The organism is Hymenobacter cavernae (genome assembly GCF_014641455.1).
Lineage (GTDB): Bacteria > Bacteroidota > Bacteroidia > Cytophagales > Hymenobacteraceae > Hymenobacter > Hymenobacter cavernae.
Window position 1 is genome coordinate 151,166 of record NZ_BMHT01000007.1, and the last position, 26,992, is coordinate 178,157.

28 protein-coding genes and 1 tRNA gene are annotated in these 26,992 nt (G+C 53.4%); 11 read left to right on the plus strand and 18 right to left on the minus strand.

What is annotated here, in order from left to right; translation table 11 throughout:
- The first annotated feature begins 139 nt into the window (after positions 1 to 139).
- From IEX74_RS18645 to IEX74_RS18675, 7 genes are all read left to right on the plus strand, one after another.
- A complete protein-coding gene (locus IEX74_RS18645; RefSeq protein ID WP_188815544.1) occupies positions 140 to 2,689 on the plus strand; it encodes a zinc-dependent metalloprotease in 2,550 nt (849 codons plus the stop codon).
- A gap of 279 nt (positions 2,690 to 2,968) precedes the next feature.
- A complete protein-coding gene (locus tag IEX74_RS18650; RefSeq protein ID WP_229755385.1) occupies positions 2,969 to 4,537 on the plus strand; it encodes a peptidase dimerization domain-containing protein in 1,569 nt (522 codons plus the stop codon).
- A gap of 321 nt (positions 4,538 to 4,858) precedes the next feature.
- Positions 4,859 to 5,788: a WD40/YVTN/BNR-like repeat-containing protein gene (locus tag IEX74_RS18655; protein WP_188815546.1), complete on the plus strand. Its 930-nt coding sequence runs from the start codon at positions 4,859 to 4,861 to the stop codon at positions 5,786 to 5,788.
- Positions 5,789 to 5,934: 146 nt separating this feature from the next.
- Complete coding sequence (locus IEX74_RS18660) at positions 5,935 to 6,423, plus strand: hypothetical protein (protein ID WP_188815547.1); 489 nt, start codon at positions 5,935 to 5,937, stop codon at positions 6,421 to 6,423.
- A gap of 49 nt (positions 6,424 to 6,472) precedes the next feature.
- Positions 6,473 to 8,095 (plus strand): hypothetical protein, encoded by a 1,623-nt coding sequence (locus IEX74_RS18665; protein ID WP_188815548.1) that lies wholly within the window; start codon positions 6,473 to 6,475, stop codon positions 8,093 to 8,095.
- Positions 8,096 to 8,364: 269 nt separating this feature from the next.
- Positions 8,365 to 9,120 (plus strand): hypothetical protein, encoded by a 756-nt coding sequence (locus tag IEX74_RS18670; RefSeq protein ID WP_188815549.1) that lies wholly within the window; start codon positions 8,365 to 8,367, stop codon positions 9,118 to 9,120.
- Between the two features lie 128 nt (positions 9,121 to 9,248).
- Positions 9,249 to 9,662, plus strand: coding sequence for a hypothetical protein (locus IEX74_RS18675; RefSeq protein ID WP_188815550.1), 414 nt, complete (start codon positions 9,249 to 9,251; stop codon positions 9,660 to 9,662).
- A gap of 63 nt (positions 9,663 to 9,725) precedes the next feature.
- Here the strand turns inward: IEX74_RS18675 and IEX74_RS18680 are convergent, their stop codons facing one another.
- Positions 9,726 to 10,142 (minus strand): hypothetical protein, encoded by a 417-nt coding sequence (locus IEX74_RS18680; RefSeq protein WP_188815551.1) that lies wholly within the window; start codon positions 10,140 to 10,142, stop codon positions 9,726 to 9,728.
- A gap of 170 nt (positions 10,143 to 10,312) precedes the next feature.
- On the opposite strand from IEX74_RS18680, the gene IEX74_RS18685 reads away from it, so the two are divergent.
- Entirely contained in the window at positions 10,313 to 10,735 is a 423-nt protein-coding gene (locus IEX74_RS18685; protein ID WP_188815552.1) for a hypothetical protein, read from the plus strand.
- 50 nt (positions 10,736 to 10,785) lie between these two features.
- On the opposite strand, the gene IEX74_RS18690 is transcribed toward IEX74_RS18685, so the two are convergent.
- Together IEX74_RS18690 and IEX74_RS18695 are read right to left on the minus strand one after the other, a co-directional pair.
- Positions 10,786 to 11,556, minus strand: a complete 771-nt coding sequence (locus IEX74_RS18690; protein ID WP_188815553.1) for a TIGR02757 family protein — start codon at positions 11,554 to 11,556, stop codon at positions 10,786 to 10,788.
- A gap of 111 nt (positions 11,557 to 11,667) precedes the next feature.
- Entirely contained in the window at positions 11,668 to 12,696 is a 1,029-nt protein-coding gene (locus tag IEX74_RS18695) for a LysM peptidoglycan-binding domain-containing protein (RefSeq protein WP_188815554.1), read from the minus strand.
- A 236-nt stretch (positions 12,697 to 12,932) separates the two neighbouring features.
- Here IEX74_RS18695 and kdsB point away from each other — a divergent pair, with 236 nt between their 5' ends.
- Positions 12,933 to 13,685 (plus strand): 3-deoxy-manno-octulosonate cytidylyltransferase, encoded by a 753-nt coding sequence (kdsB, locus tag IEX74_RS18700; RefSeq protein ID WP_188815555.1) that lies wholly within the window; start codon positions 12,933 to 12,935, stop codon positions 13,683 to 13,685.
- On the opposite strand, the gene IEX74_RS18705 is transcribed toward kdsB, so the two are convergent.
- The 3 genes from IEX74_RS18705 to gap form a co-directional block, all read right to left on the minus strand.
- Entirely contained in the window at positions 13,682 to 14,023 is a 342-nt protein-coding gene (locus tag IEX74_RS18705) for a translation initiation factor (RefSeq protein ID WP_188815556.1), read from the minus strand. The genes kdsB and IEX74_RS18705 overlap by 4 nt on opposite strands.
- A 148-nt stretch (positions 14,024 to 14,171) precedes the next feature.
- A complete protein-coding gene (locus tag IEX74_RS18710; protein ID WP_188815557.1) occupies positions 14,172 to 15,047 on the minus strand; it encodes a diacylglycerol/lipid kinase family protein in 876 nt (291 codons plus the stop codon).
- A 102-nt stretch (positions 15,048 to 15,149) separates the two neighbouring features.
- A complete protein-coding gene (gene gap, locus IEX74_RS18715; protein ID WP_188815558.1) occupies positions 15,150 to 16,157 on the minus strand; it encodes a type I glyceraldehyde-3-phosphate dehydrogenase in 1,008 nt (335 codons plus the stop codon).
- A gap of 505 nt (positions 16,158 to 16,662) precedes the next feature.
- On the opposite strand from gap, the gene IEX74_RS18720 reads away from it, so the two are divergent.
- Positions 16,663 to 16,734: transfer RNA gene (locus IEX74_RS18720), tRNA-Glu, on the plus strand.
- A gap of 343 nt (positions 16,735 to 17,077) precedes the next feature.
- Positions 17,078 to 17,923 carry a hypothetical protein gene (locus tag IEX74_RS18725; RefSeq protein ID WP_188815559.1) on the plus strand — a complete coding sequence of 282 codons (846 nt, stop codon included), beginning with the start codon at positions 17,078 to 17,080 and terminating at the stop codon, positions 17,921 to 17,923.
- 165 nt (positions 17,924 to 18,088) lie between these two features.
- On the opposite strand, the gene IEX74_RS18730 is transcribed toward IEX74_RS18725, so the two are convergent.
- The 12 genes from IEX74_RS18730 to IEX74_RS18785 all read right to left on the minus strand — a co-directional run bounded on the left by IEX74_RS18730 (position 18,089) and on the right by IEX74_RS18785 (position 26,991).
- Positions 18,089 to 18,985 carry a phage baseplate protein gene (locus IEX74_RS18730; RefSeq protein WP_188815560.1) on the minus strand — a complete coding sequence of 299 codons (897 nt, stop codon included), beginning with the start codon at positions 18,983 to 18,985 and terminating at the stop codon, positions 18,089 to 18,091.
- 6 nt (positions 18,986 to 18,991) lie between these two features.
- Complete coding sequence (locus IEX74_RS18735) at positions 18,992 to 19,504, minus strand: hypothetical protein (protein ID WP_188815561.1); 513 nt, start codon at positions 19,502 to 19,504, stop codon at positions 18,992 to 18,994.
- Positions 19,494 to 20,228 (minus strand): baseplate J/gp47 family protein, encoded by a 735-nt coding sequence (locus IEX74_RS18740; RefSeq protein WP_188815562.1) that lies wholly within the window; start codon positions 20,226 to 20,228, stop codon positions 19,494 to 19,496. The genes IEX74_RS18735 and IEX74_RS18740 overlap by 11 nt, the downstream gene beginning before the upstream one ends.
- A gap of 93 nt (positions 20,229 to 20,321) precedes the next feature.
- Positions 20,322 to 21,173, minus strand: coding sequence for a hypothetical protein (locus tag IEX74_RS18745; RefSeq protein ID WP_188815563.1), 852 nt, complete (start codon positions 21,171 to 21,173; stop codon positions 20,322 to 20,324).
- 1 nt (position 21,174) lies between these two features.
- The gene (locus tag IEX74_RS18750; protein ID WP_188815564.1) at positions 21,175 to 22,290 is read right to left on the minus strand and encodes a hypothetical protein; all 1,116 of its coding nucleotides are present in this window, start codon (positions 22,288 to 22,290) and stop codon (positions 21,175 to 21,177) included.
- A gap of 83 nt (positions 22,291 to 22,373) precedes the next feature.
- Entirely contained in the window at positions 22,374 to 22,679 is a 306-nt protein-coding gene (locus tag IEX74_RS18755; protein ID WP_188815565.1) for a LysM peptidoglycan-binding domain-containing protein, read from the minus strand.
- Positions 22,676 to 22,984 carry a hypothetical protein gene (locus tag IEX74_RS18760; RefSeq protein ID WP_188815566.1) on the minus strand — a complete coding sequence of 103 codons (309 nt, stop codon included), beginning with the start codon at positions 22,982 to 22,984 and terminating at the stop codon, positions 22,676 to 22,678. The genes IEX74_RS18755 and IEX74_RS18760 overlap by 4 nt, the downstream gene beginning before the upstream one ends.
- Positions 22,981 to 23,178: a hypothetical protein gene (locus IEX74_RS18765; RefSeq protein ID WP_188815567.1), complete on the minus strand. Its 198-nt coding sequence runs from the start codon at positions 23,176 to 23,178 to the stop codon at positions 22,981 to 22,983. Before IEX74_RS18765 ends, IEX74_RS18760 begins: the two co-directional genes overlap by 4 nt.
- A 3-nt stretch (positions 23,179 to 23,181) precedes the next feature.
- Positions 23,182 to 23,604: a hypothetical protein gene (locus tag IEX74_RS18770; RefSeq protein ID WP_188815568.1), complete on the minus strand. Its 423-nt coding sequence runs from the start codon at positions 23,602 to 23,604 to the stop codon at positions 23,182 to 23,184.
- Positions 23,601 to 24,569 (minus strand): hypothetical protein, encoded by a 969-nt coding sequence (locus IEX74_RS18775; protein WP_188815569.1) that lies wholly within the window; start codon positions 24,567 to 24,569, stop codon positions 23,601 to 23,603. The genes IEX74_RS18770 and IEX74_RS18775 overlap by 4 nt, the downstream gene beginning before the upstream one ends.
- Positions 24,569 to 25,150, minus strand: coding sequence for a DUF6046 domain-containing protein (locus IEX74_RS18780; RefSeq protein ID WP_188815570.1), 582 nt, complete (start codon positions 25,148 to 25,150; stop codon positions 24,569 to 24,571). Before IEX74_RS18780 ends, IEX74_RS18775 begins: the two co-directional genes overlap by 1 nt.
- 65 nt (positions 25,151 to 25,215) lie before the next feature.
- Positions 25,216 to 26,991 carry a tape measure protein gene (locus tag IEX74_RS18785; RefSeq protein WP_188815571.1) on the minus strand — a complete coding sequence of 592 codons (1,776 nt, stop codon included), beginning with the start codon at positions 26,989 to 26,991 and terminating at the stop codon, positions 25,216 to 25,218.
- Position 26,992: the final 1 nt, after the last annotated feature.

The window sequence follows — 26,992 nt, forward strand, 5'->3', positions numbered from 1 at the left end:
AGAACGACGCAACCTGGAACAACCTAGGTACACAACATCCGCAACGAGGAGACCCAAGTATGTGTCTCTACCTCGAAATTGTCGGTTTTCGCCTGACAAGCTAGCTCAACAACCATAAACCCCGCTTCCCGAACACTTTATGAGAATAACTCGACCCTTGCTGGTAGGAATGTTGGCCCTCGGCCAGGTTTCTGTCGCCCAAAACAACCCTTCCAATCCCGCCCCCAGAGCCGAAGCCAAGCCCGCCGCATCCATCTCATCGGTCACGCAGGGCATGAAGAAATTCGACGGCTATTTTCCTTTTTACTACGATGAAAAGAGCGGCAAAATCTACCTGGAGGTAGACAAGCTAGGTAAGGAGTTCCTGTATTTCGGCTCGCTTACCGACGGTGTTGGTTCGGGTGGGCCGGAGCGTGGACAGGCGTCCTCGGCCATTGCCAAGTTTACGCGCGTCGGCAACAAGATCATGCTGGTCGAGCCCGTGTACGGCTACCGCGCCAGCGCCAAGAACCCGGATGAGCAGCACGCCGTGGAAAACGCCTTTGCCAAATCGGTGATTTGGGGCTTCAACCCCGCCGCGATAGAAGGCGACAAAGTGCTGCTGGACTTAACACCATTCCTGGTGCGCGACAGCCAGAAAATCGGCGACCGGTTAGGTACACCTAGCTATGCTGGCCCCGGCGTGGGTGGCGGTCGGGCAGGCGGTGGCGGGGCAGGTAATGCGCCGTATCGCTTCGACGAATCACGCTCGGCGGTCTATCTGGAGAACACCAGGAACTTCCCCAAAAACACGGAGTTCGAGGCCATGATAACGTTCACGGGCGGTCCGACTGGAGCGGGGCGTGGCTTTTTCGGAGGTGGCTCCGACATCGCGCCCGACCCGAACGCGGTGACGGTGAACATGCACCAGTCGTTCGTGGAGCTGCCCGACGACAACTACAAGCCGCGCAAGTTTGACCCTCGCTCGGGCTTCAACCAGTTCACCTACATGGACTTTTCGGCGCCGATGACCGAGCAGCTTACCAAGCGCTACAGCCGGCGGCACCGCTTAGAAAAGAAAAACCCGAAGGCTGCGATGAGCGAGCCGGTCGAGCCGATTATGTACTACGTCGACCGTGGCGCGCCGGAGCCGATTAAGAAAGCGCTCATCGAGGGCGGCTCCTGGTGGAACCAGGCATTTGAAGCGGCCGGATATAAGAATGCCTTTCAGATCAAGGAGTTGCCCGCCGGCGCGGACCCCATGGACATCCGCTACAACGTGGTGAACTGGGTGAACCGCTCTGGTAGCCCGAGGGCTTTTTCGTACGGCTCTTCGTACATCGACCCGCGCACGGGCGAGATTATCAAAGGTGTCGTGACCCTAGGTTCCGACCGTCACCGCCAGGACTACATGATTGCCGAGGGCTTGCTGCAACCCTACGAGGACGGCAAGCCGGTGAGCGACAAGATGGAGAAGATGGCCATGGCCCGCATTCGTCAGCTTTCGGCCCACGAAATCGGGCACACCCTAGGTTTCTACCACAACTTTGCCGCTAGTCCGAAAGGCCGCACGTCGGTGATGGACTACCCGTTTCCGCGCTTCTCGCTGAAGGCCGATGGCACCATCGACGTGTCGGACGCTTACGCCACGGGCATTGGCAGTTGGGACAAGCGCGCCGTGCTCTGGGGCTACCAGGATTTCCCAAAAGGCACGAACGAGGACGAGGCGCTGGATAAAATCATGCAGGAAACCCTGAAGCAGGGCCACATTTTCATCCCGGACATTGGCGGCTACGTGCACCCCAACTCCCACCAGTGGGATGATGGCGAAAACACCGTGACGCAGCTCAACAAGCTGATGACCGTGCGCCGGCACGTGCTGGATAACTTCTCGGAGAAGGCCATCCAGAAAGATATGCCGATGGCTACGCTGGAGGAGGTGCTGGTGCCCATGTACCTGCTGCACCGCTACCAGATTGAGGCCACGGCCAAGTCGCTGGGTGGCTTGTACTTCACCCACGCCGTGAAAAACGACGGCCAAACCATCACCCGCATGGTGGAGCCCGCCGAGCAGTGGCGCGCCTTCGATGCCCTGATGGCTACCGTAGCGCCGCAGGCCCTAGCCTTGCCCGAAAAACTGATTCAGAAGATTCCGCCGCGCCCTTCAGGCTTCCCCGGCGGCCTCGAAACGTTCAGCGGCTACACCGGCCCCACCTTCGACCCATTGGCCGCGGCCGAATCGGCGGCTAACGAGACGATTTCCTCCATTCTGAACCCGGAACGGGCGGCGCGCCTCGTCGAGTACCACGCCCGCGACGCGGCCCAGCCCGGCTTGCTGCCCGTGATGAACAAGCTGCTGGATAAAACCTGGAAAACGCCCCTGGCTTCTGGCTACAATGGTGAATTGCAAGTAGTAGTGAACAACCTCACCCTGAAATACTTGCTAGCTTTAGCTGCCAACGAAAAAGCATCGCCCGGCGTGCGCGGCGCGGCCTTGCTGAAAGTTGATGATCTTCAGCAATGGATGAGCGCCACCGTGGCGAAGGCCGAACCCAGGCAGAAAGCCAACCTGCTGTTTGGCCTGGACCAGATCGGCAAGTACCGCGAAAGCCCCGAAAAATTCCTAACACCGGCTGCTTCCGCGATGCCTCCCGGCGCGCCCATCGGCATGCCCGCTATGGACTTCCTGAATGATGACCTAGCTTATTAGCCTGTAGCGCGAAGCTCCAGCTTCGCGTGTCGTTGAACGAAATCGTTGCTAGGTTTTGGTCGTGCAACGATACGCGAAGCTCCAGCTTCGTGCTACATCACAACGATTCCGTGCAACGATGCGCGAAGCTCCAGCTTCGCGCTACATTTCAACCTCAACCAACCACTACTCCCCATGAAAAGAAAACTACCGCATCTTTTCCGCCGCGCTGGCCTTGTGCTAGCCACGGCCGGCTTAGTGGGCGCCCTCGCGCCTAGGCAGGCCGCTGCCCAAACCACGATGTCGCCGGCCAAGCTGGAGGCGCTCAAAAAAGAGATGGTGGCTGAAATCGACAAGCAGCAGAAATCCACGCAGGAAATGGTGGATATGGTGTTCAGCTTCGGGGAGCTAGGTTTTCAGGAAACGGAAACCTCGCGCTACTTGACCGATATTCTGAAGAAAAATGGCTTTACCATCGAGCAAGGCGTTTCCGGTATTCCGACCGCTTGGATGGCGAAATGGGGCTCTGGCAAGCCAATTATTGCCATTGGCAGCGACATCGATTGTATTCCGAAAGCCTCGCAGAAGCCCGGCGTAGCCTATCATGCCCCCATCATTGAAGGAGCACCCGGCCACGGCGAAGGCCACAACTCGGGCGAGCCGCTGAACATCACGGCGGTGCTGGCGCTCAAGAAGATCATGCAGCGTGAGAAGATTCCGGGGACGCTGGTGCTGTGGCCGGGCGTGGCCGAAGAGCAGCTCGGCGCGAAAGCCTACTACGTGCGCGACGGTTTCTTTAAGAACGTAGATGCCTGCATCTTCACCCACGTCGGCGATAACCTAGGGGTATCGTGGGGCGATGTAGGCGGCAACGGTATTGTGTCCGTTAAGTTCAACTTTAATGGGCAGGCGGCGCACTCGGCCGGAGCACCGTGGCGTGGCCGTAGCGCCCTCGATGCCGTGGAGCTGATGGACATTGGCTGGAACTTCCACCGCGAGCATATGGAGGTGACCCAACGCTCGCACTACGTCATCCCCGACGGCGGCGACCAGCCCAACGTGGTGCCCTCGAAGGCGTCGGTGTGGTACTACTTCCGCGACCGAACCTACCCCAAGATCATGCAGATGTACCAGGACGGCATCAAGATGGCCCAGGGCGCCACGATGATGACCAACACGGAAATGACGTATGAAATCCTGGGTAGCGCCTGGCCGGGCCACATGAACAAGCCCATGGCCGAGGTGATGTACGAGAACATCAAAATGGTCGGTCTGCCCACCTGGACGCCTGATGATCAGACTCTGGCTCGCGCCACGCAAGTCGAGATGAAGGCACCCAAAACCGACCGTCGCGGGCGCCCCATCGACGGTCTGGCCATGACCCTGGACAGCCTCAGCAAGCCCGACAACAACTCCATCGGGGGCGGCTCCGACGATATTGCGGATATTTCCTGGAACGTGCCCACCATTGTGCTGCGCTACCCGGCCAACATTCCGGGCTTGCCTGGTCACCACTGGGCCAATGCCATTGCTATGGCCACACCCATCGCCCACAAAGGCGTGACGGCCGGCGCCAAAGCCGAAGCCATGACGCTGCTCGACATGCTCGTGAAGCCTGAAATCATCAAAAATGCCTGGTCTTACTTCAACGACGTGCAGACCAAGGACACCAAGTACACGCCGTTTATCTCCAAAACCGACAAGCCCGCTATCGAGCTGAATAAAAAGATCATGGCGGAATTCCGGCCCGAGATGAAGAAGTACTACTACAATCCGGCGAAGTACAAAACGTACCTGGAGCAGCTAGGTATCAAGTACCCAACCGTGCGCCCCGCCGGCACGACCCAGTCGGCTACAGGCGGTGAGTAGGAAGTAGGCTAGCTTTTCACAAAGCTAGGTTTCAGCTGTTGGAGCAAAAGAAGCGGTGTTACGCCTGAGCGCGTGGCACCGCTTTTATTTTGGCTCATGCTACGATTAGCACTTGATATGTAGTTTAATTTATTGTAAAAGTACAATTATTAAAAAATAATTGTAGGGGGTTGTTTCAAATACATGGGAGAGTACATAACTTTGATAAATTACTATATATAAAAAACATAATTGATGAAGAAAGTATTACTTAGTATAGTAATAGCTGCGTTTTTAGGAAGTTGTTCAGAGGAAAAAAACATTCTCGATACATATTCTACCATGCGGTTCGAAGACCTGGCTGTACCCGCTAGTATTCGCCCCCAGACGTTAGCTACTGTTGATTTTATATCTGCTACACAGGGCTTTGTTGGAGGTGCGCAGGGGATCATCCTGGCAACGACAGACGGCGGGCAATCGTGGCAGGATAGAAGTCAGAAAGTACTGGGTGATGTAAATAAATTACTATTTACATCTGCTACTAATGGCTGGGCTGGTACCAGCACTGGTCTGTACCGCACCATTGATGGTGGGGTGAGTTGGAAAAGGCAAGAATACCTTCCTGTGGAGGATATTCAGCTGGTCACCGCCAAGGTAGGCTACGCGGTAGGTCCCGATAATACCATTTTGCGGACCAACGATGGGGGAGCTAGCTGGAGTTCTCAAAACGCTTACAACTGGTATCCTAGGCTCGATTTGCACGCCGTATCCTTCACCTCCGCCGATTCCGGGGTGGCAGTAGGTTCGGAATATGCTATCTACAAAACCACTAACGGTGGATTAAATTGGGATCGAAACTCCTTGGGCGGCTTTCCCAATATGTACGACGTTGTGCGCTATCGTAATGGGAAAGGGTTTGTGTGGGTAGGAGGAGCCAAAAACACGGGTATTGAGGGCGGGGGCTTTCAGGAAGTATTTCCTGTTCCGGGTAGCACAACTACCAGCAACTGGACCATCTACCGCGTTCATCCAAGCAATACCTTCACGATTCGAGGGCTAGCACAGTGGCAGGATAACATCGTAGCCGTTGGCGATTGGTCGATCATTCGTAAGCATAAGGAATATAGCAAGTACGACTCACCTTGGGTGCAGGTCTTGGGGCCTGATGGTACTACAATCCGGCACAACTACCGTGCGGCTGATTTCTCTGATGCCAGCACCTTTTTCGCCGTGGGCGACTCGGGTACCGTCTCTCGTTTTCACTATAACTAACGATGTATAAAAAAATAGTGAGCGTCCTGCTGCTGGCAGCAGGGGCGACTCTAAGCGCGCGTGCGCAAGTCAGCAAGTTTTCCGGATGTTATGGCGTGGGTGCTGTGCTGGTTCGCAGTTCAGCCCCTGAAGCTGATCCGTCCTACATGCCTGGTTCTGTGAATGAAACGTATAGGCTGAAAACTGTCAACGCCAAAGCTATTCACTTAGCGCTGAGTCTAGGTTTTGATACCCCAATTCTTAAGTTTAGTCCCGAACACTCGGTAGGCATTTCGCTCAATGCGAGTGCAGGCATCTTAGGTGCTCCGGAAAAAATAGATGGCTTTAATACGCGACTGCTGCTTGATTTCCCTGAATACGTAACGTGGCGTTACGGGGCCAAAGCTACTAAGAAGTCAAAGAAAAGCTTTGGGGTGGGAGCCGGCCTAGGTTACCGGGCCAGCTACTTCTTCATTCCGTTCCGCTCGCCCAGCGCCATGCTGGAAGGCGTGTACAGTTCCGACAAAGCCGATTGGTTTTTGCGCCTGAGCGGCGACTTACGCCCTACACGTTTCTACAATGTGTATTCCAGCGAGGGGTCGGTTGAGGTACTGTCGCTGCAAGAGCTACATGTGACTATGGGCAAAACGTTCTAGATACTACTCCTACTTTATTCATCTTTTTATGCTGAGATCATACATAAGGATGGGCAGCTTACTGCTCAGTCTATTAGCCTGCACAAGCGTTAGCATTGCTCAAACGCTGGTAGGCAATGTAAAGCTAGCCCCAAAGGAAGCCTTGGGCGGCGTGGTGCAACTCGCCGATAACAAAACAGCAGTTTTTATTTCCTCCAGTGAATCGAACGATGTGCGTGTGCTCCTGCTCCAGGCAACTGGAAAGACCGCTTGGGAGGGTAAAATCAGCCGCTTTCAGTTTGCCAAGCCTGAGGTTATTGTGCTAGGTATTGGCACGGGCAAAAGTACCCAGTCTGGCCGGGAGCGGCAGGCCTTATCCAGCTTCCTAAATCCAGTAGATGTATTCACTAATAGTTCCGACCTCTATACTGTAGAAGTCCTCTTATCTGATGTCGATAAGAAGGAAAAGGAATCAGCCCTGAAACACGGAAGTACAGTAGTACAGCATTTTGATGAAAGTGGTCAGCTACAACGTGCGGTATTTGCACCTACTACGGTAGAGAAAAAGGTAGAGCGACGTGTGATGGCTCATTTTGCAGAAGGCAGTGCTTATTACAAAATAGCGCGCGAACGTAACGAGCGAGAAGATAAAACAGAACACTTTTTGGAGGTCTATGATCTCAACAAAAAAACTCGACGTCGCATCACATTAGGCTTGCCAGCTACACCTGAGCGTACGAAGTCTAATATATTTTATAACGATTGGTGCTACCTAGGTCATCGCTCAGGGCAGTCTTACTTAGTCAGACGCTTGAGAGGGCACAGCAAAAAAGATAATTTTTCGCGTATGCCTGTCGAGTTTGAGGTCTTGGTAGTAAACAATGACGGACAGAAAATAGGAGGCTTTGTGACTACTCTCGGCCTCGAAAAAGGAACTTACCCAATCTATTCGGGTAGTTTCCAGCAAGCAGTGGAACAAAGCCACATCTACCGGGAGCATAGTACGAGCAAATACACCTTTGATGAATACGACCTGATAACTGGAGGCTTTGGTGACTTCTACCTAGATTATGCCACTGGTGATGTAGTTATCTACGGAGAGTACTCGCATGGGAGTGAAGGAAAACAGGATTATGGCTATGGTGATGATAATGAAGGGCTGTTCATGCATCGCTATGATCTGAATGGCGTAGCTCGTAGCAAATACCAGACAGCTTACCCGAAAGAGCTAAGCAAAGTCCAGAAAAATGCATTCAGCGGTGGGAAAATGTATCGTTCGTGCACCTTCCTGCCTGATCCGGTCACTGGTAATTTGGAGTTTACAATTAGCTGTGGTGTGATAATGGGCGGTGGCGGAAAGTTCTTTTTGAAATTTGATAAAGAGCTGAAGTATAAATCCTTCATCTACCGTCCGATTGAAGTCAAGGAACGGCGTCTTGGGTCAGAAGAAACAGAAATAAGCTATGTTCCTCCTGTTTGGATTACGCAAGGAACTAGCGCTAACGTAGAATCTCGGGAGCTAGCTGCGGCTGCCAAAGAAGATCCTTTGTATGCAGCAATCTGGAAGATGCATCAGAAAACGGCAAAGACTAATCCTGATACTCGCTACTACTTAGCTCACCCTGCAAGTGGAGCCCTGTTGTTAGAACAGCAAAAGCTAGTAGGGGGTAGCGTTTCAATCTATACCTTCTAAAAGCTTACCTATTCAATTGAGATTTAGCATCAAGCATCTAACCATGTGCCCCGCCGGCACAAGCCAGTCGCAGAGCGGTGGCGAGTAGGAAGTAGGCTAGCTTTTCACAAAGTTGGGCTTTGGCTGTTAAGCATAAGAAGCGGTGTTACGCCTGAGTGCGTGGCACCGCTTCTTGCGTGTGCTTCGCTCGGAGAAATCCCTGTTTATATATTTTTAAAATAATACAATTTACCTTCGCCCTGATAAGCATACTTAACAGGTAAGAACAAGTGTCTATTTCTTTTATTCGTACGCGGCGTTTCGTGTTGCAGCAGCTTGCTCCAGAGAAACGCGAAGCCTTGAGTCAATGCCTCTATTCTTTACATAGTCGCATTTTTTCGGGTGTCCCGTACGAGGCATTCCGCCAGTACGTTGTCTTTTCCGCGGCGTGGCGTACGTGGCTATATGTACGCCAGACGTCCGCCGGCGAGTGGGTGGGCTACACGGCTCTGCACGCCTTCCGTAAAACCTTGCAAGGCAAGCCCGTGTTGATCTTTCGCATGGAAATGGGTTCTCTGGAGAACTACCGCGGCTCCGACCTGACCATTTTGCACGTCCTGGCGAAGATGATTGGGGCTAGCCTGCGGCACTGGCGCTGGTCTGCCTACATCTTTGCGTCTTTTGTGCATCCTTCGAGCTACGCGCTGGCTGCCCGTTATTGCCCGATCGTGTGGCCTAACCGCAACCAGCCCACGCCCGGGGCCTACGAGCGGCTACTCCAGGCCCTGGCCGACGATTTTCAGCTGGCACCTGTCAACCCGCCTAGCCCAAGGGTGCGCCAGGTGAGCTGGATAACCCGCGAAACCACGCCGCTGGTCTGGGACCCGCAACGGAACCCGCATGTAGCGTATTTCCTCGAAGCCAACCCCGGCTACGGACAGGGACAGGGCCTGCTTACCGTTATCCGGGCCAGGTTACCCGATCTGCTCCTCATCTTCGTGCGCTTTGCCTATGTGCGGGGCCGACGGCTCCTGCGTAGTCGCTGAAAAAGCAAGCTTAGCGATACTATGGCAAGGATGTGCTTGTTTGCCTATCTTTACTACCTTTCATTTCCCCCTGAACTGTCCGACTCACCTATTGCTGTATGCTAGTGTATTCCAACAAAACAGGCACTTTGCGTGCTGACCAAGAAGGTAAGTACCTACACCTGACGTGGAATGAAGGAATACGTGAAGATTACCAGATTCAGGAGATGTTCAGCCACGTTTTGCGCTACATCCAGGAAACGGGCTGGCACAAAATCCTGATCAACCAGCGCTGGATGCAGCCGGCAAGTGTGGAAGTGGAGCTATGGTTTCGCACCAACTGGCTACCTAGGGCAGTAGCGGCAATCGGCACCTGTCGGGCGGCAATTGTTGTTGGGCAGGACGTATTCACCCGCCTTGTTACCGTCTCGCTGATGCGAGAGAGTAGCTTGGCTATCAGCAGTGTTTCGGAGCTACAGTACTGCCTTTTCCAACGGGAAGAAACCGCGTTGCGTTGGCTGCTCAACGACAGCCAGACGGATTGTAGTGAGGGTATTGGCTAGCGCCAGAGCACGTGCCGGCTGTTTCTGTAGTCCTCGGAGCGGACACCATCAAAGCTAGCCTGCTTAGGGAGCTTGCCGAAGCCATGCGGCAGCCGAAACTTCGTCCTGAAAGATCTGGTAGTGCAGAATGCCTTCCTGCGCTTCGTGCATCACCAAGTTGGTAGCCAAGCGCGCAAATACATCTTCAGGTAGAAGCATTGCTACCATAACATCTTGGTGCCTTTCGGTTTGCGTGGTCAACCACTGCTCCCGGATCCAGCGGCGCTCCTCATCGGTGAAAGGAGTCATGGCCCGTTGATCGGTGAGCACCTTGTGCCAGCTTCGGCGTTGGAGCAGGTGACCTAGGTGCGTAAGAAGCGCCTGAAAGTCGCCTAGAAGGCGTTTGCCAGGTTTATACTGCACAATGGCATAGCCGTTGGCGTGCTCACTCACGCGCCCAACGGCATTCTCGTAATAAACCAGGTGAGTGGAAAGCGGCATACTCGCGTTGAACAGAACAGGGAAAAGCTAATAAAAACTACGCAAAACTACGCGTACTGCTTATACCACCAAGAAGCTCCGGGCGCTTTTCATCGAAGCCTTTCACTCACCTACAGCTTGCCCGACAACGCTATTCCCGTACCTTTGAACACGCTTTATTGCCGAACCGAATGACTTCTTCTATGTTGGTGCACTCCAATACAGCCGGTTCGTTGCGTGCAGAGCAGGCCGGCCAATACCTTCATCTGCATTGGAATGAGGGCCAACGGGAGGATGCAATGATTGTCGAATTATTTGACCGAGTGCTGACTTACTTACTGCAAACTGGCTGGCGCCGCATCTTGGTCAACCAGCAGCGAATGCAATCCTCCAGCCCAGAAGTGCAATCCTGGTTTCGCGCCGATTGGCTGCCGCACGCCGCCTCCCAACTGGGACCTAGCCGGGCCGCAATTGTCGTTGGGCAGGATGTATTCACGCGGCTGGCCACCGTCTCGCTCATGCGAGACGCCACCCTGACAGTTGCCGAGTTTCCTGATTTCTCGTACCAACTGTTTCATTACGAGCAGGAAGCACAGCGTTGGCTGGTAGGCTAGCGCCCGGCAATTGCGACCAGGAAGAACGCAGAAACCTAGGTCGTAAACCTTTATAAGCTTTGTTGTCGCTTTTCCTCGACACCTAGCCCAAACAAAGCAAAGTCATATTTCACCGGATCATTCGGGTCGAAGGTGCGAAGGTGCGCCGTAAGTTCCTCGGCAGCCTGCCAATCGACCAGCTTGCGCGTGAGCAGGCCCAGGCGGCGCGCCACACGTTCCACATGCACGTCGCAGGGACAGATAAGATCGGCCATCGGCAGGCGTTGCCACAGGCCGAAGTCGACGCCGCGTGCATCCTGGCGCACCATCCAGCGCAGGTACATATTCACGCGCTTACAGGCCGAGCCGCGGGCGGGCGTCGCTACGTGCTTGCGGGTGCGCTGGGGCGCGTCGGGCAAGCTAAAGAAGAGGTTGTGGAAGTTCTCCAGTCGCTCGCGCTGCGTGCTGCCGAGCAGAAATGCCTCTTCCAGCGTGCTGTGGCTTTGGTAAAACCAGCGCAGCCAATGCACGAAGTACAGCAGATCGGTGTCGCAGAAGGTGCGATGGCAGAAGCCGAGCAGGCCCTTCAGGTCGTCGTCGGAATGCTGCATAATGAACTGATACGGCGCATCATCCATGCGGCGCAGCAGCTCGTGGCACTTGCTGATAATCGTCTTGCGCTGCCCCCAGGCAAGCAAAGCCGCAAACAATCCGCTGATTTCCACATCCTGCCGCTGCGTAAAGCGGTGCGGAATGTTGATCGGATCATTCGCAATGAAAGCCGGCTGATCGTAACGGTCGTAGTGGTCGTCAAGAAATTTACGAAGCTGAGCAGTATTCATTTCATTTAACATTTACCAATTAACATTTACCAGTTTATACTAAACCAGTAACCTAGGTTAGATTGGCAAGTGCTGATAACTGGTAAATGTTAATTGATAGATGTTAACTGACTACGGTACATACGAGGTTTCGACGCGGAAGCGGCTGTTTGGCATGGAGAGGCGCTGCACGGCGCGAGGGGAGAGGCGCACCAGAATGTTGCTGTTCTCGCCCGTGTCGGGTAGCTGACCAATTACGCGCACGTACACCGACTGGCCGTTCATGATGTTGCGAACCTGCATAATGGTGCCCACCGGCGCCGTCTTGTGCAGGGCTAGGTACTTGTCGGTTACGGCGCCTTCGATGGTAGCAGCGAGGCCATTTTCCCGCACTCGATGCACAATTTCGCTGGCCCGCTCGGGTGCCCGCTCTTCGTTGTTGCTAGGTGCCGATGTGATAGCGGCATCAGTGCTGTTTTCTTTGTTGCGCTCCTCTTCATCGGGGCGCTCGGGCAGGGTAGCTGGCGCTGGTGGGGTCGATTTGGGCGGGTTTGCTGCACCAGTCGGCTCGGTTGGGGCTGGTTTAGCACTGGCCGGAGCACCGTCGGCGGGCACAATGATCAGCGTTTGCCCCACCCGCACGCCGTACGTCACGGGCAGGTGATTGAGGCGGGCTAGCTCAGTCGGCGCCAGATTGAAGCGGCGGGCGGTCGAGAAGAGTGTCTCACCTTTTTGCACCACATACACTTGATTGCCAACGGCGTCGGAGTGCAGGCCGGGCGCGGGAGCTGTAGGTTTGGCTGCCGGTGCCGTAGGGGAGTGTGCAGCGGTAGCTGGGCGCGGAGCTGCTGGCACCGGGCGGGTCGCCGTTGCCGGGGCGGGAGTAAGCACTACTCGCGTGCGGGGTACCAGCACTACCTGTCCCGAATACAACGCTCCTTTGATCTGCGGGTTAGCCCCCACAATTTGGTCAACGGGCACTTTGTAGCGCCTGGAAATGCCGTACAGGGTTTCACCGGCTTTCACGCGGTGCTTGATCAGCATTTTGTTGTTTTGGTAGATGACTCCAATCGAATCGACCGGGGCAACAGGCCGGGGAGCGGCCAACGCCGTAAAACCAACGAAAAAAGACGTGGTAAGCAGCACTAAAAAACGAGTCATAAGAGAAGGTGCGCAGCAAGCACGCAGAAGCCAGCAACGGGGCCTGGCCCCGCGCGGAAGACGGGATAAAGTAGGCGGAAAGATAAAAAATAATCCTAGCCCAAGGCCGCTTACGCCGGCTTGGCTTGGCGCTAAATCCGGATAAAGTAGCTTTTCTGGCTGCAAACCCGACTGACCTAGGTAGATACCGGAAATTTCGGCGTTTTTTGCAGCACGGTTCTCAGTCCTGTTCTGCTATGCTCAACGCCCTCGGCATTATCCCCGCCCGCTACGCTTCCTCCCGCCTGCCCGGTAAACCGCTCATCGATCTGGGCGGACAATCCATTATCCAACGCGTGGTGGCGCAGGCTCAGCAGTCGTCGCTGGGCCGCGTGGTGGTGGCCACCGACGATGAGCGGATTCAGCGCCACGTCCTAGGTTTTGGCGGCGAAGTTGTCCTGACGTCGCCCGATCACCCGAGCGGCACCGACCGGGTATTCGAGGCTTATCAGCAGCTCGACCTAGGTGCTGAAGTAGATTGCGTGGTGAATATTCAGGGGGATGAGCCTTTCGTGCAACCTGCCCAGATTGACGCCCTGGTGCAGCTCTTCGCCGCTACGCCGCCGCCCCAGATTGCTACGCTCGTGAAACCCGTCCTGACGGAGGAAGAGTTGCGCAGCCCGCACTTGCCGAAAGTGGTGATTGACCAGCGCGGTCAGGCCTTGTATTTCAGCCGCCACCCGTTGCCGTACCAGCGCCAGCACGCGCCCGAGCAGTGGCTGGCGCATCATCGCTACCTGCGCCACATCGGCCTTTATGCCTATCGCCCCGACATTCTGGAGCAGATTACCCGCCTGCCGCCGTCGCCGCTGGAAATAGCCGAGTCGCTGGAGCAACTGCGTTGGCTGGAGCACGGCTTCCGCATCCAGACGGCCGAAACAACGTTGGAAACCATCGGGATTGACACGCCGGATGATGTCACGCGGGCCTTGCAATTCCTGCGGACCTAGCCTCCTGCCTTTTTCGCTTTATACCCTAGGTCTAGTAGCACGGCCAGAGCTTTATCCCGAAAGTCACCCTGAATCAGGATTTCGCCGTCTTTGGCATTGCCGCCCACGCCGCACTTGGTTTTCAGCGCCTTACCTAGGTTTTGCAGATCCGCATCGCGCCCCACAAAGCCGGTGATGAGCGTCACCTGCTTGCCTCCGCGTGACTTCTTGTCAAGCTGCACGCGGAGGTTTTGCTGCTGAGGCGGCAGCGTAGCGGCTTCCTCTTCGCTCTGGTGCTGGTATTCGAAATCGGAGCTGGTGGAATACACCACGCCTTCCCGGTTGCGTCGGTTTTTCATAGGATTAGAATAGAGTAACTGAGTAGCGGAGCAACTGCGTAAGTAGGTCAGCCGTGCTCTTCTTTAGCTTTGATTTATGGTAACTGAGCAGCGGAATAACTGAATAAGTCGTTGAACAACACTCAGTCACTCAGCCGCTCATCCACTCTTACGTGGCTACTTCCAGAGCCAAAGGAGCTAGGTTTACGTCAAAAATAGAGGATTCGCCTACATAGTCGCCGTCAATGTGGAAGCCGAGGGGCGTAGCCGCTTGCACCTGCACCTGGCGAGCCGTGTGGAAGTCGGCGGCGCCGGATCTGGGTAAGTCGCCGATGGCCAAACCTAGGCCCACGCGCACCGCTCGCCAGAGGGGGAGGGCATCAATGAGAACCAAGTCGAGCAGTCCGTCGCGAATATCGGCCAACGGGGCAATATAGGCGTTGTTGCCGTATTGAGCGGCGTTGGCAAAAGCCAGCACGTAGCAGTTGGTTTTCAACAGCTTTTCGCCAAACCTAACCTCAATAGACGTTGGTCGGAAATGCCGGTATTCGCGCAAGGCCACCCGCACGTAGGTTGTCAAACCCCGCGTGCCCGCCGCGGCGAAGCACTTGCTAACGTGCGCGTCAAACCCCAGCCCGGCCGTGCAGAAAAAAGGGTGCCCATTGATGCTGCCTACGTCAATGTGCTGAAAGCTAGGGGCATTAAAGCGCCGGATAGCGGCCCCTAGGTTTAGCGGCACGCGCAGATGGCGAGCCAAACCATTGCCGGAGCCGCGCGGAACAATGCCCAAGGCAGCGCCCGTGCCCAGCAGCCCGCGCCCGACTTCGTTCACGGTGCCGTCGCCGCCCACCGCCACCACTATTCGGAAGCCGGCCGCCGCGGCTCGGCGCGCCAGCTCCTCCGCGTGGCCCGCGTATTCTGTTCGATAAATTTCATAGTCTACTACACCTAGGTCGAGGTGTTGCGCCAGCAGGGTAGGCACATCCAGCCGGCGGTTTGTCCCCGAGTTTGGATTCAGAATAAAACAGATACGAAGCCTGGGCATAGCAGCGGAATACGGGAAAACTGGCCGAAAACGGCCGGCAACCTACCAAAAAAGAAAGCCCGCCCGAAAGGGCAGGCTTTCCACAAAATACAAAAAGCTAGCTTACGAAGCCATTTTCTCACCCAGCTTCTGGATGAGGTCGGCCGTACGCGTGCTGTAGCCGGTTTCGTTGTCGTACCAGCCAATTACTTTGGCCAGCGTGCCATTAGCCGACGTAAGCGCCGAATCGAAGATGCAAGAGTGCGTGTTGCCCACGATGTCGATGCTCACCAGCGGATCGGTGGTGTACTCAATGATGCCTTTCAGCGGACCTTCAGCAGCCTGCTTCAGCGCCTCGTTGATTTGCTCCTTGGTGGCTTCTTTTTTCAGGATTACGGTCAGGTCGGTCATCGAACCATCCGGCACCGGAACACGCATGGCTAGGCCATCCAGCTTGCCTTTCAGCTCGGGCAGTACCAGACCAACGGCCTTGGCAGCGCCAGTGCTGGTCGGGATGATGCTGTAAGCCGCGGCGCGAGCACGACGCAAGTCTTTGTGCGGCGCGTCTTGCAGGTTCTGGTCAGAAGTGTAGGCGTGCACCGTGGTGATGTAGCCTTTCTCAATGCCGAACACCTCGTCCAGCACTTTCGCCATCGGGGCCAGGCAGTTGGTGGTGCAGCTAGCATTCGAGATAATGGTCTCGTCGCCGGTGAGGATATCTTCGTTCACGCCAAGCACAACCGTGGGAATGTTGCCCGTAGCGGGAGCCGAAATAACTACTTTCTTCGCGCCAGCCGTGATGTGCTGACCTGCGCCAGCCTCGTCAACGAAGCGGCCCGTCGATTCCAGAACAACGTCAATACCCATGTCGCCCCAGGGGAGAAGCTTCGGGTCGCGCTCAGCAAGAGCGTGAATGCGCTGGCCGTTTACCGTCAGGCTCTCCTCGTCGTAGGTTACGGTGCCATCAAAGCGGCCGTGTACGGAGTCGTACTTGAGCAGGTGAGCCAGAGTTTTATTATCCGTGAGGTCATTGATGGCCACCACTTCCACGTTGTCACGCCCGAGCAGCGACTTGAACGTGAGACGACCGATGCGGCCGAAGCCGTTGATGGCAACTTTAATTTTAGCCATAAAAGAAATTGGTTTAGCGACTCCCAATGAGCCGGATGAAAACGCGGGGCTAAGGTATGAGGATGGTCTAACTTCGCCAAATCAGAGAAAATTACGCGCAGTCAGGTCCTCTACCCGCATCGCGGGATTGAGGGTATAACAATTTCACACCCGCATTGATTCTGACGCGCTGAATAAAAGCGCTGCAAAAGCTAGGTGCGTCGTGCTTCCGCAGTAGGAAGGTTGACGCTACTGATGGAGAGTAGGCAGGCAGCTCCGGTAGAGTCAAGAAGTCGCTGCCGGAGCCCGGCTTCTCATCCAAAAACCAATTTTGGAGCCTGGGTTTTCGGTAAGCAGACCAATATAATGCTGCTGATGCAGTGTTTGAGTGAAATTTTTCTGCCTGAAAGTCAGCTTATTCGTGTTCGATACGAGATTTTTTTAGGGACAGGTATTGCGGTGAAAGCTCCCACCTCTATCTTTGCACCATCAAAACGAACAAGGGACGGCAATAATACAACAAAATGGTCCGTTCGTCTAGGGGTTAGGACAGTAGATTTTCATTCTACCAACAGGGGTTCGATTCCCCTACGGACTACTCGAAACCTCGTTTTGATATTGCAAAGCCCCGTAAGTCAAGCACTTACGGGGCTTTTGCTTTTATCAGGTATCACATGGGTATCACATGTTGCAAAAAGTACCTTTTTGCCTTGTTCTAAATCCGCCTACGTTTGTATACCTGGCGTCTTTGTTTATATAATTATATAATGATTTAATAATATATTAATTTATGTATAAATGAGGGAATAGGCTTTAGACAGAAGGTGGTGTATAGTGGAACTTAGCCCACAGGCTCGCAATAGGAAAAATTAGCATTTTATTTACCGCACCAACGAAAAAATTACTGTAAGTACCACTCTCAGAATATAACAACCAAACACATGCAAACACATGAAATAAAAGGAGGTAGATTCTACCCTGGGGATTACAATAATTACTTAATAGCTGGCAATCTTATTAATGCATTCGCTATTGGTGCGGTAGGATCAGAAGATGATTTCTTTCTTATAGGTATGGAGCCATTTGATGAATCTCCAATGCCTCTTATTAGTGGGAGGGTTTTTGATTCAGAAGGAGCACTACTATTCAGTTTAGACAAGAATAATATAATCAATAATCAACATAACTTTACTTTTCATTATGGAGACAATGCCGGGTATGCCATTTCAGATAGTACTGGAAAGTTAATACTTAAAGTTCAGACTAAATTCCAAAAGGCTATAGGAAAAGGAAACCAAGAATTTGAGTCTTGGATTACAACAATAACTGCTAACCTGTATAATAAGAAAGGTGAGTTGGTATTCGAGGCAAATTCAGGTGAACCTGATGAACGTATACTTGCTAAAACTAATCTCATCCTAGGTTTTTCGAAACCAGCCGGTCTTCCACCTAGAAGGGCTTTCGCACTACCAATAGGTAATTACTCGCCCGCAGATATAGAGTATATTGGCTTCGTTTTGAATAACCATGCAGATATCAAAGTCCCTTTAAGGGGGGATATTGAAGGTCAAAAAATAATTTTAGATGGGAAAGTTTTGCAAGATGTTAATGTGTCTGATTGTGATGTGATTATAGATAAGGCCGATATTGATTTAATTGGAGATAATAAGTTTAATAATTGCAAAATTACCTTTACTGGTAATGCTGAGTTCTTATACTACATATTTACAAGGTTTAATAATCCTTCCAACGAATCAGTAACTGATAATCCGTTTACTCCAAGTTGAGAACCATTAGCCGTGTTCAGGGGCCATGAAGGCCACGAACAAGCCTATTTCTCTGCCTGTATTTAATTATTTCATTATTTTCAGATACTCAAATCTATGAATAATGAAAAAAGAGAAAACTAGCCGGGAAATAAGAAAGTTCGTGGCCTTCGTGGCCTATCACGGCTAAAAACCGACCCACTCGCGAGCAACGAGAGTATAGTATGGCGGTCGGTTTTCGTGCTCCTGGCCACCCCCTGTTTCGTCAACTTCGTGTACGTGGTCGCCGGCTGTTTGCGTTTTTAGGTTGCCATCATTACCAGCTTGGTTGCCTCGCGAGGCTGAAAGCTGGCCACCATCAGACCCACGGCTATTGATATCATGGGCGTGGCTTCCGGCTTTCTGCATACCGTGCTTGTGCGCTGGGATTTCATCGGTCGTGAGCCTGTGCTTAGCCTCACCACCTGTTTTGCCAATGGTATAGTCGCCGTTCGTTGGGTTCATGCCTACAATGAACCGCTCGCGCAAGTCAGCTGCGCCACCTTGCCCGTTACAGAGCTGCCAGCCTCGTGCGGCTTGGTCTCGCCACCCGCGGCCGGTCCCGTCGTACAAATCACTGTTGTGATTAGTTAGCCACTGAACCTCGCCTTTATAGCGGGTTTTCGATTCAATCCACTTCCAATAAGTAAGTTCCGGACCATTAACGCCAAACAACACAGCATCAGCTGTAGCAGCAGTGCCGTAGGCTTGCACCTCTAACTGTGGCTCGCTCATGCAATTCTTTGTGCCACCTGTTTGATAGGGGCGCGGGTCAAACTGCTCATCGTGGGTATGGGCAATCTCACAAGGAAACTGCACATCACTAGCACCGTCAAAGCGCTGAATGTGGTAGCCCGCCCAGACGAAACCCGGTGAAATGTTGCCGCGGCTATTGCTTAGGAATTCACAAGTACAGCCACTTAGCACCATTGGCGGCGCCCCCTGCAAGATTGCCTCTATTGCGTCGTGTGCTTCTGTTTGCAGTGTTAGCAAATCATCGTTAGCAACCGGCCGGCCGCCAACCTCAAATATCAAATACTTCATTGACTGTTACTTATAAACTATCGTGTGACGGATTAGAGCAAGTTTTAATTGCTTGATTCTCGCTTGTAAGGAAGCTTGTTTAGGGGCAAGCGACCTAGGCACCTGCACAGTAAACCCTACTTGATTAGTGTATTCATTCCATGCATTTATGTAAAGCAATGGCTCGCCTTCATTGTCCAAATACAGCGCCGGCGCGGGTTGCTGTTCACTCACAAAATTGAGGTAGACGGGTTCTAGCTCGGTATCTGAATTGATAATCTTGATTCGCCTAAAACCTGGGTCGAAACGGTCGTTGAGAGCTTTTTCAAGCATCATGGTTTGGCCGTTATAGCTCAGTTCAGTTGTCGAGCGCTTTACGTGCTCAATGAATTGTTCATAGAGGCTCAACAGTGGCAAGTGTAGCGCTTGAATCCAAGCTACCATTCGTTTTTGCCTGAGCAGTGCAGGCAGGAGCGAGGTAAGCAGCGCTTCAATGTTGAGCCGGTACCGGGCCGGCACCTTGGTTAAATCAAGAGCCATAGGGGATGAATTGCAGGGTGTCAGCTAGGGTGCTTTCTGAGGCATTATCTTCTACTATGTAACCTGCCTGGGTCTCATAGACTCGGGGAATGATAGTAGGAGCCCCGTTGCCGGCGCGAGCCGACACGGTTAATAGCTTCACATCTTTTACCCCGGCTACGCTCTGTATTGCGTCCTCAATTTTCGACAGATAGACTAGGCCGTTGAAGTCGAGATTAGCTAGGTAGGAGCGAATAGCGGCTTGCACTAGCAGCTGTAGCCCTGGCACGTCAATGAGTGGGTCGTAGTACACATCAGCCGCAACTTTGAGCTTGTCAGCGGCGCGGCTCACAATTTCTTTCCGAACACCGGCAAAGCCCTTACGGTCAAAGTACCCGCGCACCTGCACTAGCTCAGCATTCGACAGCGGCGCGAGGGTGCCCGCTGTAGCTCCATCTTTGGCAACCTTAATAAAAAGCTTGCCCGTCAACTCGTTTTCAATGGCTGCAGCTCGCGTAATAATGCGAGCACCAGTGCTACCCGCGGCATAATGTATGCCCTCATCATCAGCAACGAGTGTGTCGCCTGCTTGGAATAAAAGTGCTTGGTCAGCATACCATGCGGCGGTACCCGGTTTGGCGCGAGCTAGGGCAGCGTCAACGTCGGCTTTGTGTCGGTCCCACAGCGTCTCATGTGCCCAGAGCACAACCGACGTGATGTAAGCCCAGAGCCGGTGTATTGACACGGCCGAAGGTGAATTTAGGCTAGATAGCTCTGGCTTAGCCTCGCGAGCTGTTTGTATCGAGTCGAAAATATCAGAGATAGAACGGGCCATCGGTTACACGTTGATATAAGGGGCATCAGGATAAATCTGTTGTAGGAGGGCATCAAAGGAGCTGATCTGTGCATCTGTCCAATAGCCGGAGCTTGCTAGCTGCATGCCGTAGCGGTAGGCTCCGGACTGGCCAGCGGTGATACCTAGGTTGAGCGTGGCGGCGTATTGCCCCCCTACGTTTTGGTAGTTGTACCACTGTGAGCCCTGCCTACGGAGGCCGTTGTATTGGTAATTGATCGGGTCATTACTGGCTAGATCGATCCGGACAGCAGTGCGGCGGGAACCATAGTAGCCCCCAGCGCCATCGGTTTGCATGGTGCGTCCCTGCGGGCCATCCAAAATGCACATCACCGGATTGCCTGAATCGTAGAAAAACAGGAAGTGCCCAATGCCGTTCTCACTGTAGAGGGTTACAGGTGAGTTGGGATTGTTGCCAATCGTACCCAGGCCAAAAGAAGTAGTATAGCGCGGGCTATTGGTGCTCCAAGTGGCGGAAAAGGAGCAGTTAGCCGGCAGGAATACACTGCTCCGACCTTGGCCGTAGGCATTCACATCATAAAAAGGAAAGCCGGAGGTACGTACCAGATCATTGCCGAACAGACAGAAAATGCGGCTCACATAATCATTGGCATCTTTGACAACGCCAAACACCACAGCCGACCAGTGCATAAAGGCATTAGGGGCCGTGCTGATGCCTTGGTTTTCAGCCCAGGCAAAGCACAGATCAATCAAATCCAAATCATAGAGCACGCCACCGGCCGCGTCTACTCGGGCGGCGTGCGCTTTAGTTTCCGGCCGGTGGAAGGGTCCAACGGGTGGCACTACTTTAGCCGAGGTATAGTAAACTCTAAGCATGCTATTGTTTTCTGAGCCGTACCGTGCCGCTGCCGGCACCTAGGATGGTGATTTTATCACCCGCGGCCACTGTGATTGGCAGCGGAGAATCAATGCTGTTTTTTTGGTAGCTGCTCACGTTCACGCCCGTAGCACTATAGAGCGCATAGGTGCCGGCCGCCGCGGGCCAAATGGTGAGCGTTGCCGTTTGATTATCGGCGCCGGCAAACTCAGCCGCTAGCTCTACTAAGTCAGAAATTGAAAGCGTGCCGTCGGCGCTTACTGCTACACCCGCACCAGCTTTTACTAGGCCGGCCGTAGTTGTGGTAGCTGCAGCCTTAGCAGCATACTTCGTATCACTCTCAGCCTTGTTATAGTAGCCGCTTAGGTCGGGTGCCGTGCCACCAGCGTTGCTGCTATTGCTGCTAATCGAGAGCTTGCCCGTAGCAAGGTTTTTGGCAATTGTAACGTTGCTGCCTTGCTCAAAAACAGACAGCACGGCATCTGCTGTCACACTGCCTGCAGCTGGCGCGGCGCTGCCATCGGGAGAGGTATAGCGCAGCCGCCAATAGGCAGCCACACCAACACCTGTTTCTCCTTCGGCTAAAGGAGTGTTGGCTATACTTGGCCCTATGTATTCATAAATAGCAAGCTTGCTACCCGATATCGTGTAAAACCAAGCATCGCCAACAGTACCAGCCTCATAGGTTGGCGCATAGCTTTCCCAATGTATTTTGTTGCCATCAGCACCGTCAACGTAATCAGTGCCCTTTGTAGGTGTTTTGCCCTGAAGCGAGGCTAGAAACTGAGCCGGCGTACCTAGGTTGCCAGCATCGCGCCACTCCTGATAGGCGCTTTTGCCAACAGGACCGGGTACTGTGCTTGCCGGGCCTATTGGGCCTTGTTTGCCCTGTGGGCCTATCGGACCGCGCAAACTCATACGGAAGTCCCAGGCGCCATTATCATTAAAGTGCAGGTCTCCGTTTGACTCATCAATATAAGCGTCGCCATCCTTGCCAATAGTAGGGTCTGGGGCGCCGGGCGCGTGTAGAATGCGCGAGCCTTCCGAGAGTCCTTCTAGGAAAGAAACTGCGGCAATAATAGGCGCAAATACTTCTAGCAGTTCCGGACCGGTCAACAGCTCATCAGGAGTTGTTGCCGGCCGTGCAGGTATCAGCCGTGTAGCTATCGATTCTATTTGTTCTGCGTACTGACCCATTATTAAGCGAAATAGGTATTTTTGAAATAGCTGTTATTGAAATACTTGGCTTGTGAAGTAGGCTGCTCAGTAGTGGTTTCTAGCTCAGTGCCCTTGCCCGTGTTGATGCGTTGTGCTCGCGCTGTGAAGTAGGCGGCTACATCTGAGCGACCTAGCAGGCTGCTAGGTATGATTAGCTGTTGCCCAGGTGTGAGCACGTCGGTTATAGCAAGGCCGTTTGCGTCGGCTAAGTCATAAGCGGCGCTGAGGTCGCCTAATTCCTGCAGGCAGATATCTAGCAGGCTTTGCCCGTCGCTTACTTGTGTCATAATCTCTCAGCGTTGATGCTGGCATTAGTGAGGTCCGACACTTCTACTTCTAGCACAGTGAAGCCATCACGGACAAGCTGAATTGTGATTTCTCGCGACAGCTGCGAAGCTTGCGCCGGGCCGTAAGGAGATTTGAGGTAACGGGTTACGCCAACGCCTACAAGGGCATCTTCTCGCCACTCACCCTGCATAGTTTGTAGCAGTAGGTCGACATGCTGTGCGTCGGACTCCCCAACGGCAAAGTCACCTTGCGCTGTAAAAGCTAGGTCAAAGCCCTCACCTAGCAGGATATCTAGTACACTCATTCGATAGTGCCGAATTGGGCCGCGGCGCTGCCAGTAGTTTTGACTAAGCCAGCTTTCACGAAGTCGTACACGGCTTTTGATAGCTTCTTAGCGTAGTTTTTGCGGGCCTCTTCTGGGTTTTCGGCCGTGCTCAGCTCATCAAGAATTTTGATGATATCAGTTTCTAGGATGGGAAGTGCTGTGCTTAGGGGCATGACTTAGGCGGTAAGAAGGTTGGGTAGGCGTTTCGCTAAAAGGTCGAATTGAGCTGAGTTGAGCAGCTTGATAGTTGGGCCGCTGTTGGTTGTGAACACCATTGCCTGAATCAGCTTTATCAAGTCCTGAAGCACCGTAAGCAAGCTTTCTTGCTCGGTAGCTAGTCGGTAGTGCGTAATCTTGTCAGCTGAAATAAGGAAGGTATCAACGAGCCTGTTTTCTACTAAGCCTATCAGCACCTCAGCACCTACGGCCGGGTAAATGCCGTTGAGTAGCGCCACGTCAAATACTTCAGCGTCAGCGCTTTGAGGTTGGACGTCGCACGTATCTTCGTCGGGCCGGACAGCGGTAACAATGCCAGAAATGACAGATACCGGTATCTGGCTATTTACCATTTGCTCGAAAAGGTCTTTTACTGAACTCATGCTTTTGGACCTAGTGTGATGTTGCGCCGGCTGCCGCCGGTGCCAAATGATTTTATGACCTTATCGACTGAAAATGAGCCCTCGCGCTCTGGGTAGTCTGGGTCTTGTATTACTACCACGTCGCCATGTTCGACTAGTGGCACACCGAACGTGGTAAGGGTACCGCGGTACCCATCGAATCTGAGCCGGGCTAGCTCTGCCTTGCCGCGGGCTTCTAAATCCTTCTCAGCGACACCCACGAAATTGAGGGTGCGTAGCTCCCCGTCTAGCACGTCGCCAAATTCCTTTACAATGCGCTTGCGGCCGTGCTTCTTGCCTTCAACGTGACTGATAGCCCGAACCTTAATGCGCACGTCCTGTGCCCGTACGTACTGCAAGTCATTGCTTATGACGTTGTGCCGAAACGCGAGAATGTGCTTCGGGGCTTTGTCCTTCGCTTTGTAAGGGTCGCCGGCAATGAGCACCCCGCCACGGAAGAAACAGCGTATGCCGTAGTCCTTCCGGAGCGCGTCTAGTGCCTGTGCACCGGTTGTTTGGTTAAGCGTGAACTTGCCTAGGCTAGATTCTCCTAGGGTCTGAATTTCGAAGCTGTGCCCAGATTCCTTGCGCACATATTCTAGTAAGCCCTGTAGCGAGATAGAGCGCCAACTTTTAGTAAGTGGCTTGCGCTTCAGCAGCCACATATCGTCTTCACACTGTATCTCAGCCGGCGGCCCGGTTTTCACGCCGACTACGTAGCCGGTAAACTCGGTGCGTAGGGCATCATCATAGCCGTACTGCACAACAACCCGGTCGCCAACCTTCACCACGTCGGGCAATAAGCCAGTGCGTAGCACCTGCACTTTCCGCGGAAGGCGAATAATGCAGGTGTCCGTAAGATTCTGCCAAGAGCTTTCTATCTGGATATCATTAACGAAATCCAAGCTCAGGCTACCAATAAGGATTTTGCAGGTAAGCCGTAGCATCAGGAAGCCGTGTTTAGAGTTACCCGGCGCGCGGCCAAACGCTCGACACTAGGCCCGGTGCTCAGTTCTATTGGCTCATCACTTAGGCAGCGTAGCTCATAGGCTTGCAGGTTCGTAAACCCTGGCAGCGCTGGCCATGTGTGCCCCTTAATAACGAGGTTGCGAATACCTAGAATCCGAAACAGCCGGCCGGTTACGGGCAAGGCTTCTGCAGCATCAATCAGCGCTTGCAGGTTTTGCACCTCGCGTGTAGGATAGCGGCGCGAATACCGACCGTCTTTAGGGTCGCTGGCTAGGATGCCCTTAATCGTAACAGCATAGTCACCATTGCTTATATACTCCTTAACGGTTCCGTCTCTGCCTTGTATGTCTGTGGCTATGATTAACTTATCTCTGCCTACTTCAACAATTGGGTCGTCTAGTACAACCTTGTCGCGAAAAGAGGTAGCCGGGAACTCGACACGCGTAAAGACGGGCAAGCCAAGTAGGTTCGTGCCTTCAATTTCAGGAGCTAGGGGCGTGCCGTACAGGTCCGAAGAAACTTCTTCGGGCTTAGGGTCCGGCGGCAACTCGAAACGCATTAAAGGAGAGTAGCCAAAAGCCTCAGTAGCTAGTGCGCGTATGTTGATATTGAACTGCATACTAGCTAGGTAGTCATGGCGTTAGCGTCGTTCAGCACGCTTAGTAGCGCCTGCCGTACGTTATCCTTCATTTGGTCAATACCCTCTTTGGTCGTGACAGCATGAATGGTCGTTTGCCCGAGCTGCTGCACATTGATTGTGATATGGGTAATGCCGCGGCCGGCGCCGGTAGCGCCACCACTCTTACCCTTGGCATCACCTAGGCCAACACCTTTGCTGCTATCAGGATTAAGGGCTGCTTCAGGCTTGGCATTGAAGCGTTCCCACAAATCCTCTAAGCCCATGGTTTTTGTGCCGTTGAAGTCGCGTACGCCTTTGGCAAAACCCTTGCGGTACTTTTCGCCGGCCTCCATCACTTGTACTAGCCCTCGCGACAGCTGCGCCGGGTCGATAGTAAATGCCCCGGCAACGATGTTGGCAATACCCTTGAAAACGGTTGCCACCGAGGCTGCGAAACCATAGAGGAAGCCGCGGAAGCCTTCAAACTTGTTCCAGGCGTACACCACAGCTGCAATCAGTGCCATTACGCCGGCAACGATTAGCCCAACCGGATTTAGCACCATGGCGCCATTGAGCAGCATTTGTGCAGATGCCCACAGCTCAGTTACTACAGCAGCTACTTTGACATAGCTGTTATAGGCCACGATGCCAGCTATAATAGGGGTAAGGACAGTACCGAGCACCTTAAAAGCGGTGCTGTGCTCCTGTACAAAACGGCTGCTAGCCTGCAAGATTTTCATTAGGCTAGTCAGCACGCTCATTACTTCCGTAATAGCAGGCAGCACAGCAGTAATGAATGTGGTTTTAGTGTCTAGCCACTGATTGTTAAAGCGGTTGATTTTGGGCTGAATGCCATTCAAAGCAGCCGACAAACCCGGCCCAAAACGCTTTTCCAGCTCAGCAGCGAACTTGGGCAAAAAGTCCTCAGATAGCACCTTGCCATCTTTCATCAGGTCCATTAGCGCGGCCGCGGGCATGTTCATTGCCTTGGCAGCAATGCCCATAGCACCGGGTATACGCTCGCCTAATTGCCCGTTCAATTCTTCAGCCGACACCTTGCCCTTAGACATCATCTGACCTAGGGCTAGAAAGGCGCCTTTCTGATTCTCAGCGTCTACACCCATTACGGTTGTCGCTGTGGCCAATTGTCGAAAGATGCGTTGTGTTGCCTCGCCTTCTAGTTTGGTGCCCATCATGGCACCTGCAAGCGTTTTGTAGCCCTCCTGAGCGCCCATGGCATCAAGGCCTAAGCGGTCGGTCGTTTGCTGAACAAACGTGTTAGCCTGGGCACCTTTGGCGCCACCACCTGAAGCGAATTCAATTGAACGCCTCATGCCCTCAACTTGGGCGGTCTCCTGCAAGGCACTCGTAATGCTCATAGCGCCGGCACCTAATGCTAAGCCACCGAGTAGGCCAAAACCTATGCCCCGGCCACCGCTTCTACCTACTCGCTCCAAGCGCTCCATTTTGCGCTCGGTTTCCTCAATAGCTCTGTTAGCTCGCGCTATGTCGCGCAAGTTCATAGATATGCTACGCTCTTTGGTAAGCGTATTGAGCTTGATTTCTAGGCTAGTGAGGCTCGTAACAGCACGGTTGCTGCTACTCGATATCTTCGAAGTAGCCGCGGCAACAGCGCTGCCCATGCCGCCGGCTTTGCTCTGCACTTTCTGTGCAGCCTGGGTTACTTTACCCAATGCCGATTCACCCACAGCAGCCGCTTTACGAAGCGGTGCGGTGAACAAATCCTTTAGCGCGAGGGTGTAAGAAAGCAGGTTTGCCATG

Coding starts and splice junctions, on each gene's coding strand:
- IEX74_RS18645 (WP_188815544.1), top strand. CDS start 140: ATGAGAATAACTCGACCCTTGCTGGTAGGAATGTTGGCCCTCGGCCAG.
- IEX74_RS18650 (WP_229755385.1), top strand. CDS start 2,969: ATGTCGCCGGCCAAGCTGGAGGCGCTCAAAAAAGAGATGGTGGCTGAA.
- IEX74_RS18655 (WP_188815546.1), top strand. CDS start 4,859: ATGCGGTTCGAAGACCTGGCTGTACCCGCTAGTATTCGCCCCCAGACG.
- IEX74_RS18660 (WP_188815547.1), top strand. CDS start 5,935: ATGCCTGGTTCTGTGAATGAAACGTATAGGCTGAAAACTGTCAACGCC.
- IEX74_RS18665 (WP_188815548.1), top strand. CDS start 6,473: ATGGGCAGCTTACTGCTCAGTCTATTAGCCTGCACAAGCGTTAGCATT.
- IEX74_RS18680 (WP_188815551.1), bottom strand. CDS start 10,142: ATGCCGCTTTCCACTCACCTGGTTTATTACGAGAATGCCGTTGGGCGC.
- IEX74_RS18685 (WP_188815552.1), top strand. CDS start 10,313: ATGACTTCTTCTATGTTGGTGCACTCCAATACAGCCGGTTCGTTGCGT.
- IEX74_RS18690 (WP_188815553.1), bottom strand. CDS start 11,556: ATGAATACTGCTCAGCTTCGTAAATTTCTTGACGACCACTACGACCGT.
- IEX74_RS18695 (WP_188815554.1), bottom strand. CDS start 12,696: ATGACTCGTTTTTTAGTGCTGCTTACCACGTCTTTTTTCGTTGGTTTT.
- kdsB (WP_188815555.1), top strand. CDS start 12,933: ATGCTCAACGCCCTCGGCATTATCCCCGCCCGCTACGCTTCCTCCCGC.
- IEX74_RS18705 (WP_188815556.1), bottom strand. CDS start 14,023: ATGAAAAACCGACGCAACCGGGAAGGCGTGGTGTATTCCACCAGCTCC.
- IEX74_RS18710 (WP_188815557.1), bottom strand. CDS start 15,047: ATGCCCAGGCTTCGTATCTGTTTTATTCTGAATCCAAACTCGGGGACA.
- gap (WP_188815558.1), bottom strand. CDS start 16,157: ATGGCTAAAATTAAAGTTGCCATCAACGGCTTCGGCCGCATCGGTCGT.
- IEX74_RS18725 (WP_188815559.1), top strand. CDS start 17,078: ATGCAAACACATGAAATAAAAGGAGGTAGATTCTACCCTGGGGATTAC.
- IEX74_RS18730 (WP_188815560.1), bottom strand. CDS start 18,985: ATGAAGTATTTGATATTTGAGGTTGGCGGCCGGCCGGTTGCTAACGAT.
- IEX74_RS18735 (WP_188815561.1), bottom strand. CDS start 19,504: ATGGCTCTTGATTTAACCAAGGTGCCGGCCCGGTACCGGCTCAACATT.
- IEX74_RS18745 (WP_188815563.1), bottom strand. CDS start 21,173: ATGCTTAGAGTTTACTATACCTCGGCTAAAGTAGTGCCACCCGTTGGA.
- IEX74_RS18755 (WP_188815565.1), bottom strand. CDS start 22,679: ATGACACAAGTAAGCGACGGGCAAAGCCTGCTAGATATCTGCCTGCAG.
- IEX74_RS18760 (WP_188815566.1), bottom strand. CDS start 22,984: ATGAGTGTACTAGATATCCTGCTAGGTGAGGGCTTTGACCTAGCTTTT.
- IEX74_RS18765 (WP_188815567.1), bottom strand. CDS start 23,178: ATGCCCCTAAGCACAGCACTTCCCATCCTAGAAACTGATATCATCAAA.
- IEX74_RS18770 (WP_188815568.1), bottom strand. CDS start 23,604: ATGAGTTCAGTAAAAGACCTTTTCGAGCAAATGGTAAATAGCCAGATA.
- IEX74_RS18775 (WP_188815569.1), bottom strand. CDS start 24,569: ATGCTACGGCTTACCTGCAAAATCCTTATTGGTAGCCTGAGCTTGGAT.
- IEX74_RS18780 (WP_188815570.1), bottom strand. CDS start 25,150: ATGCGTTTCGAGTTGCCGCCGGACCCTAAGCCCGAAGAAGTTTCTTCG.
- IEX74_RS18785 (WP_188815571.1), bottom strand. CDS start 26,991: ATGGCAAACCTGCTTTCTTACACCCTCGCGCTAAAGGATTTGTTCACC.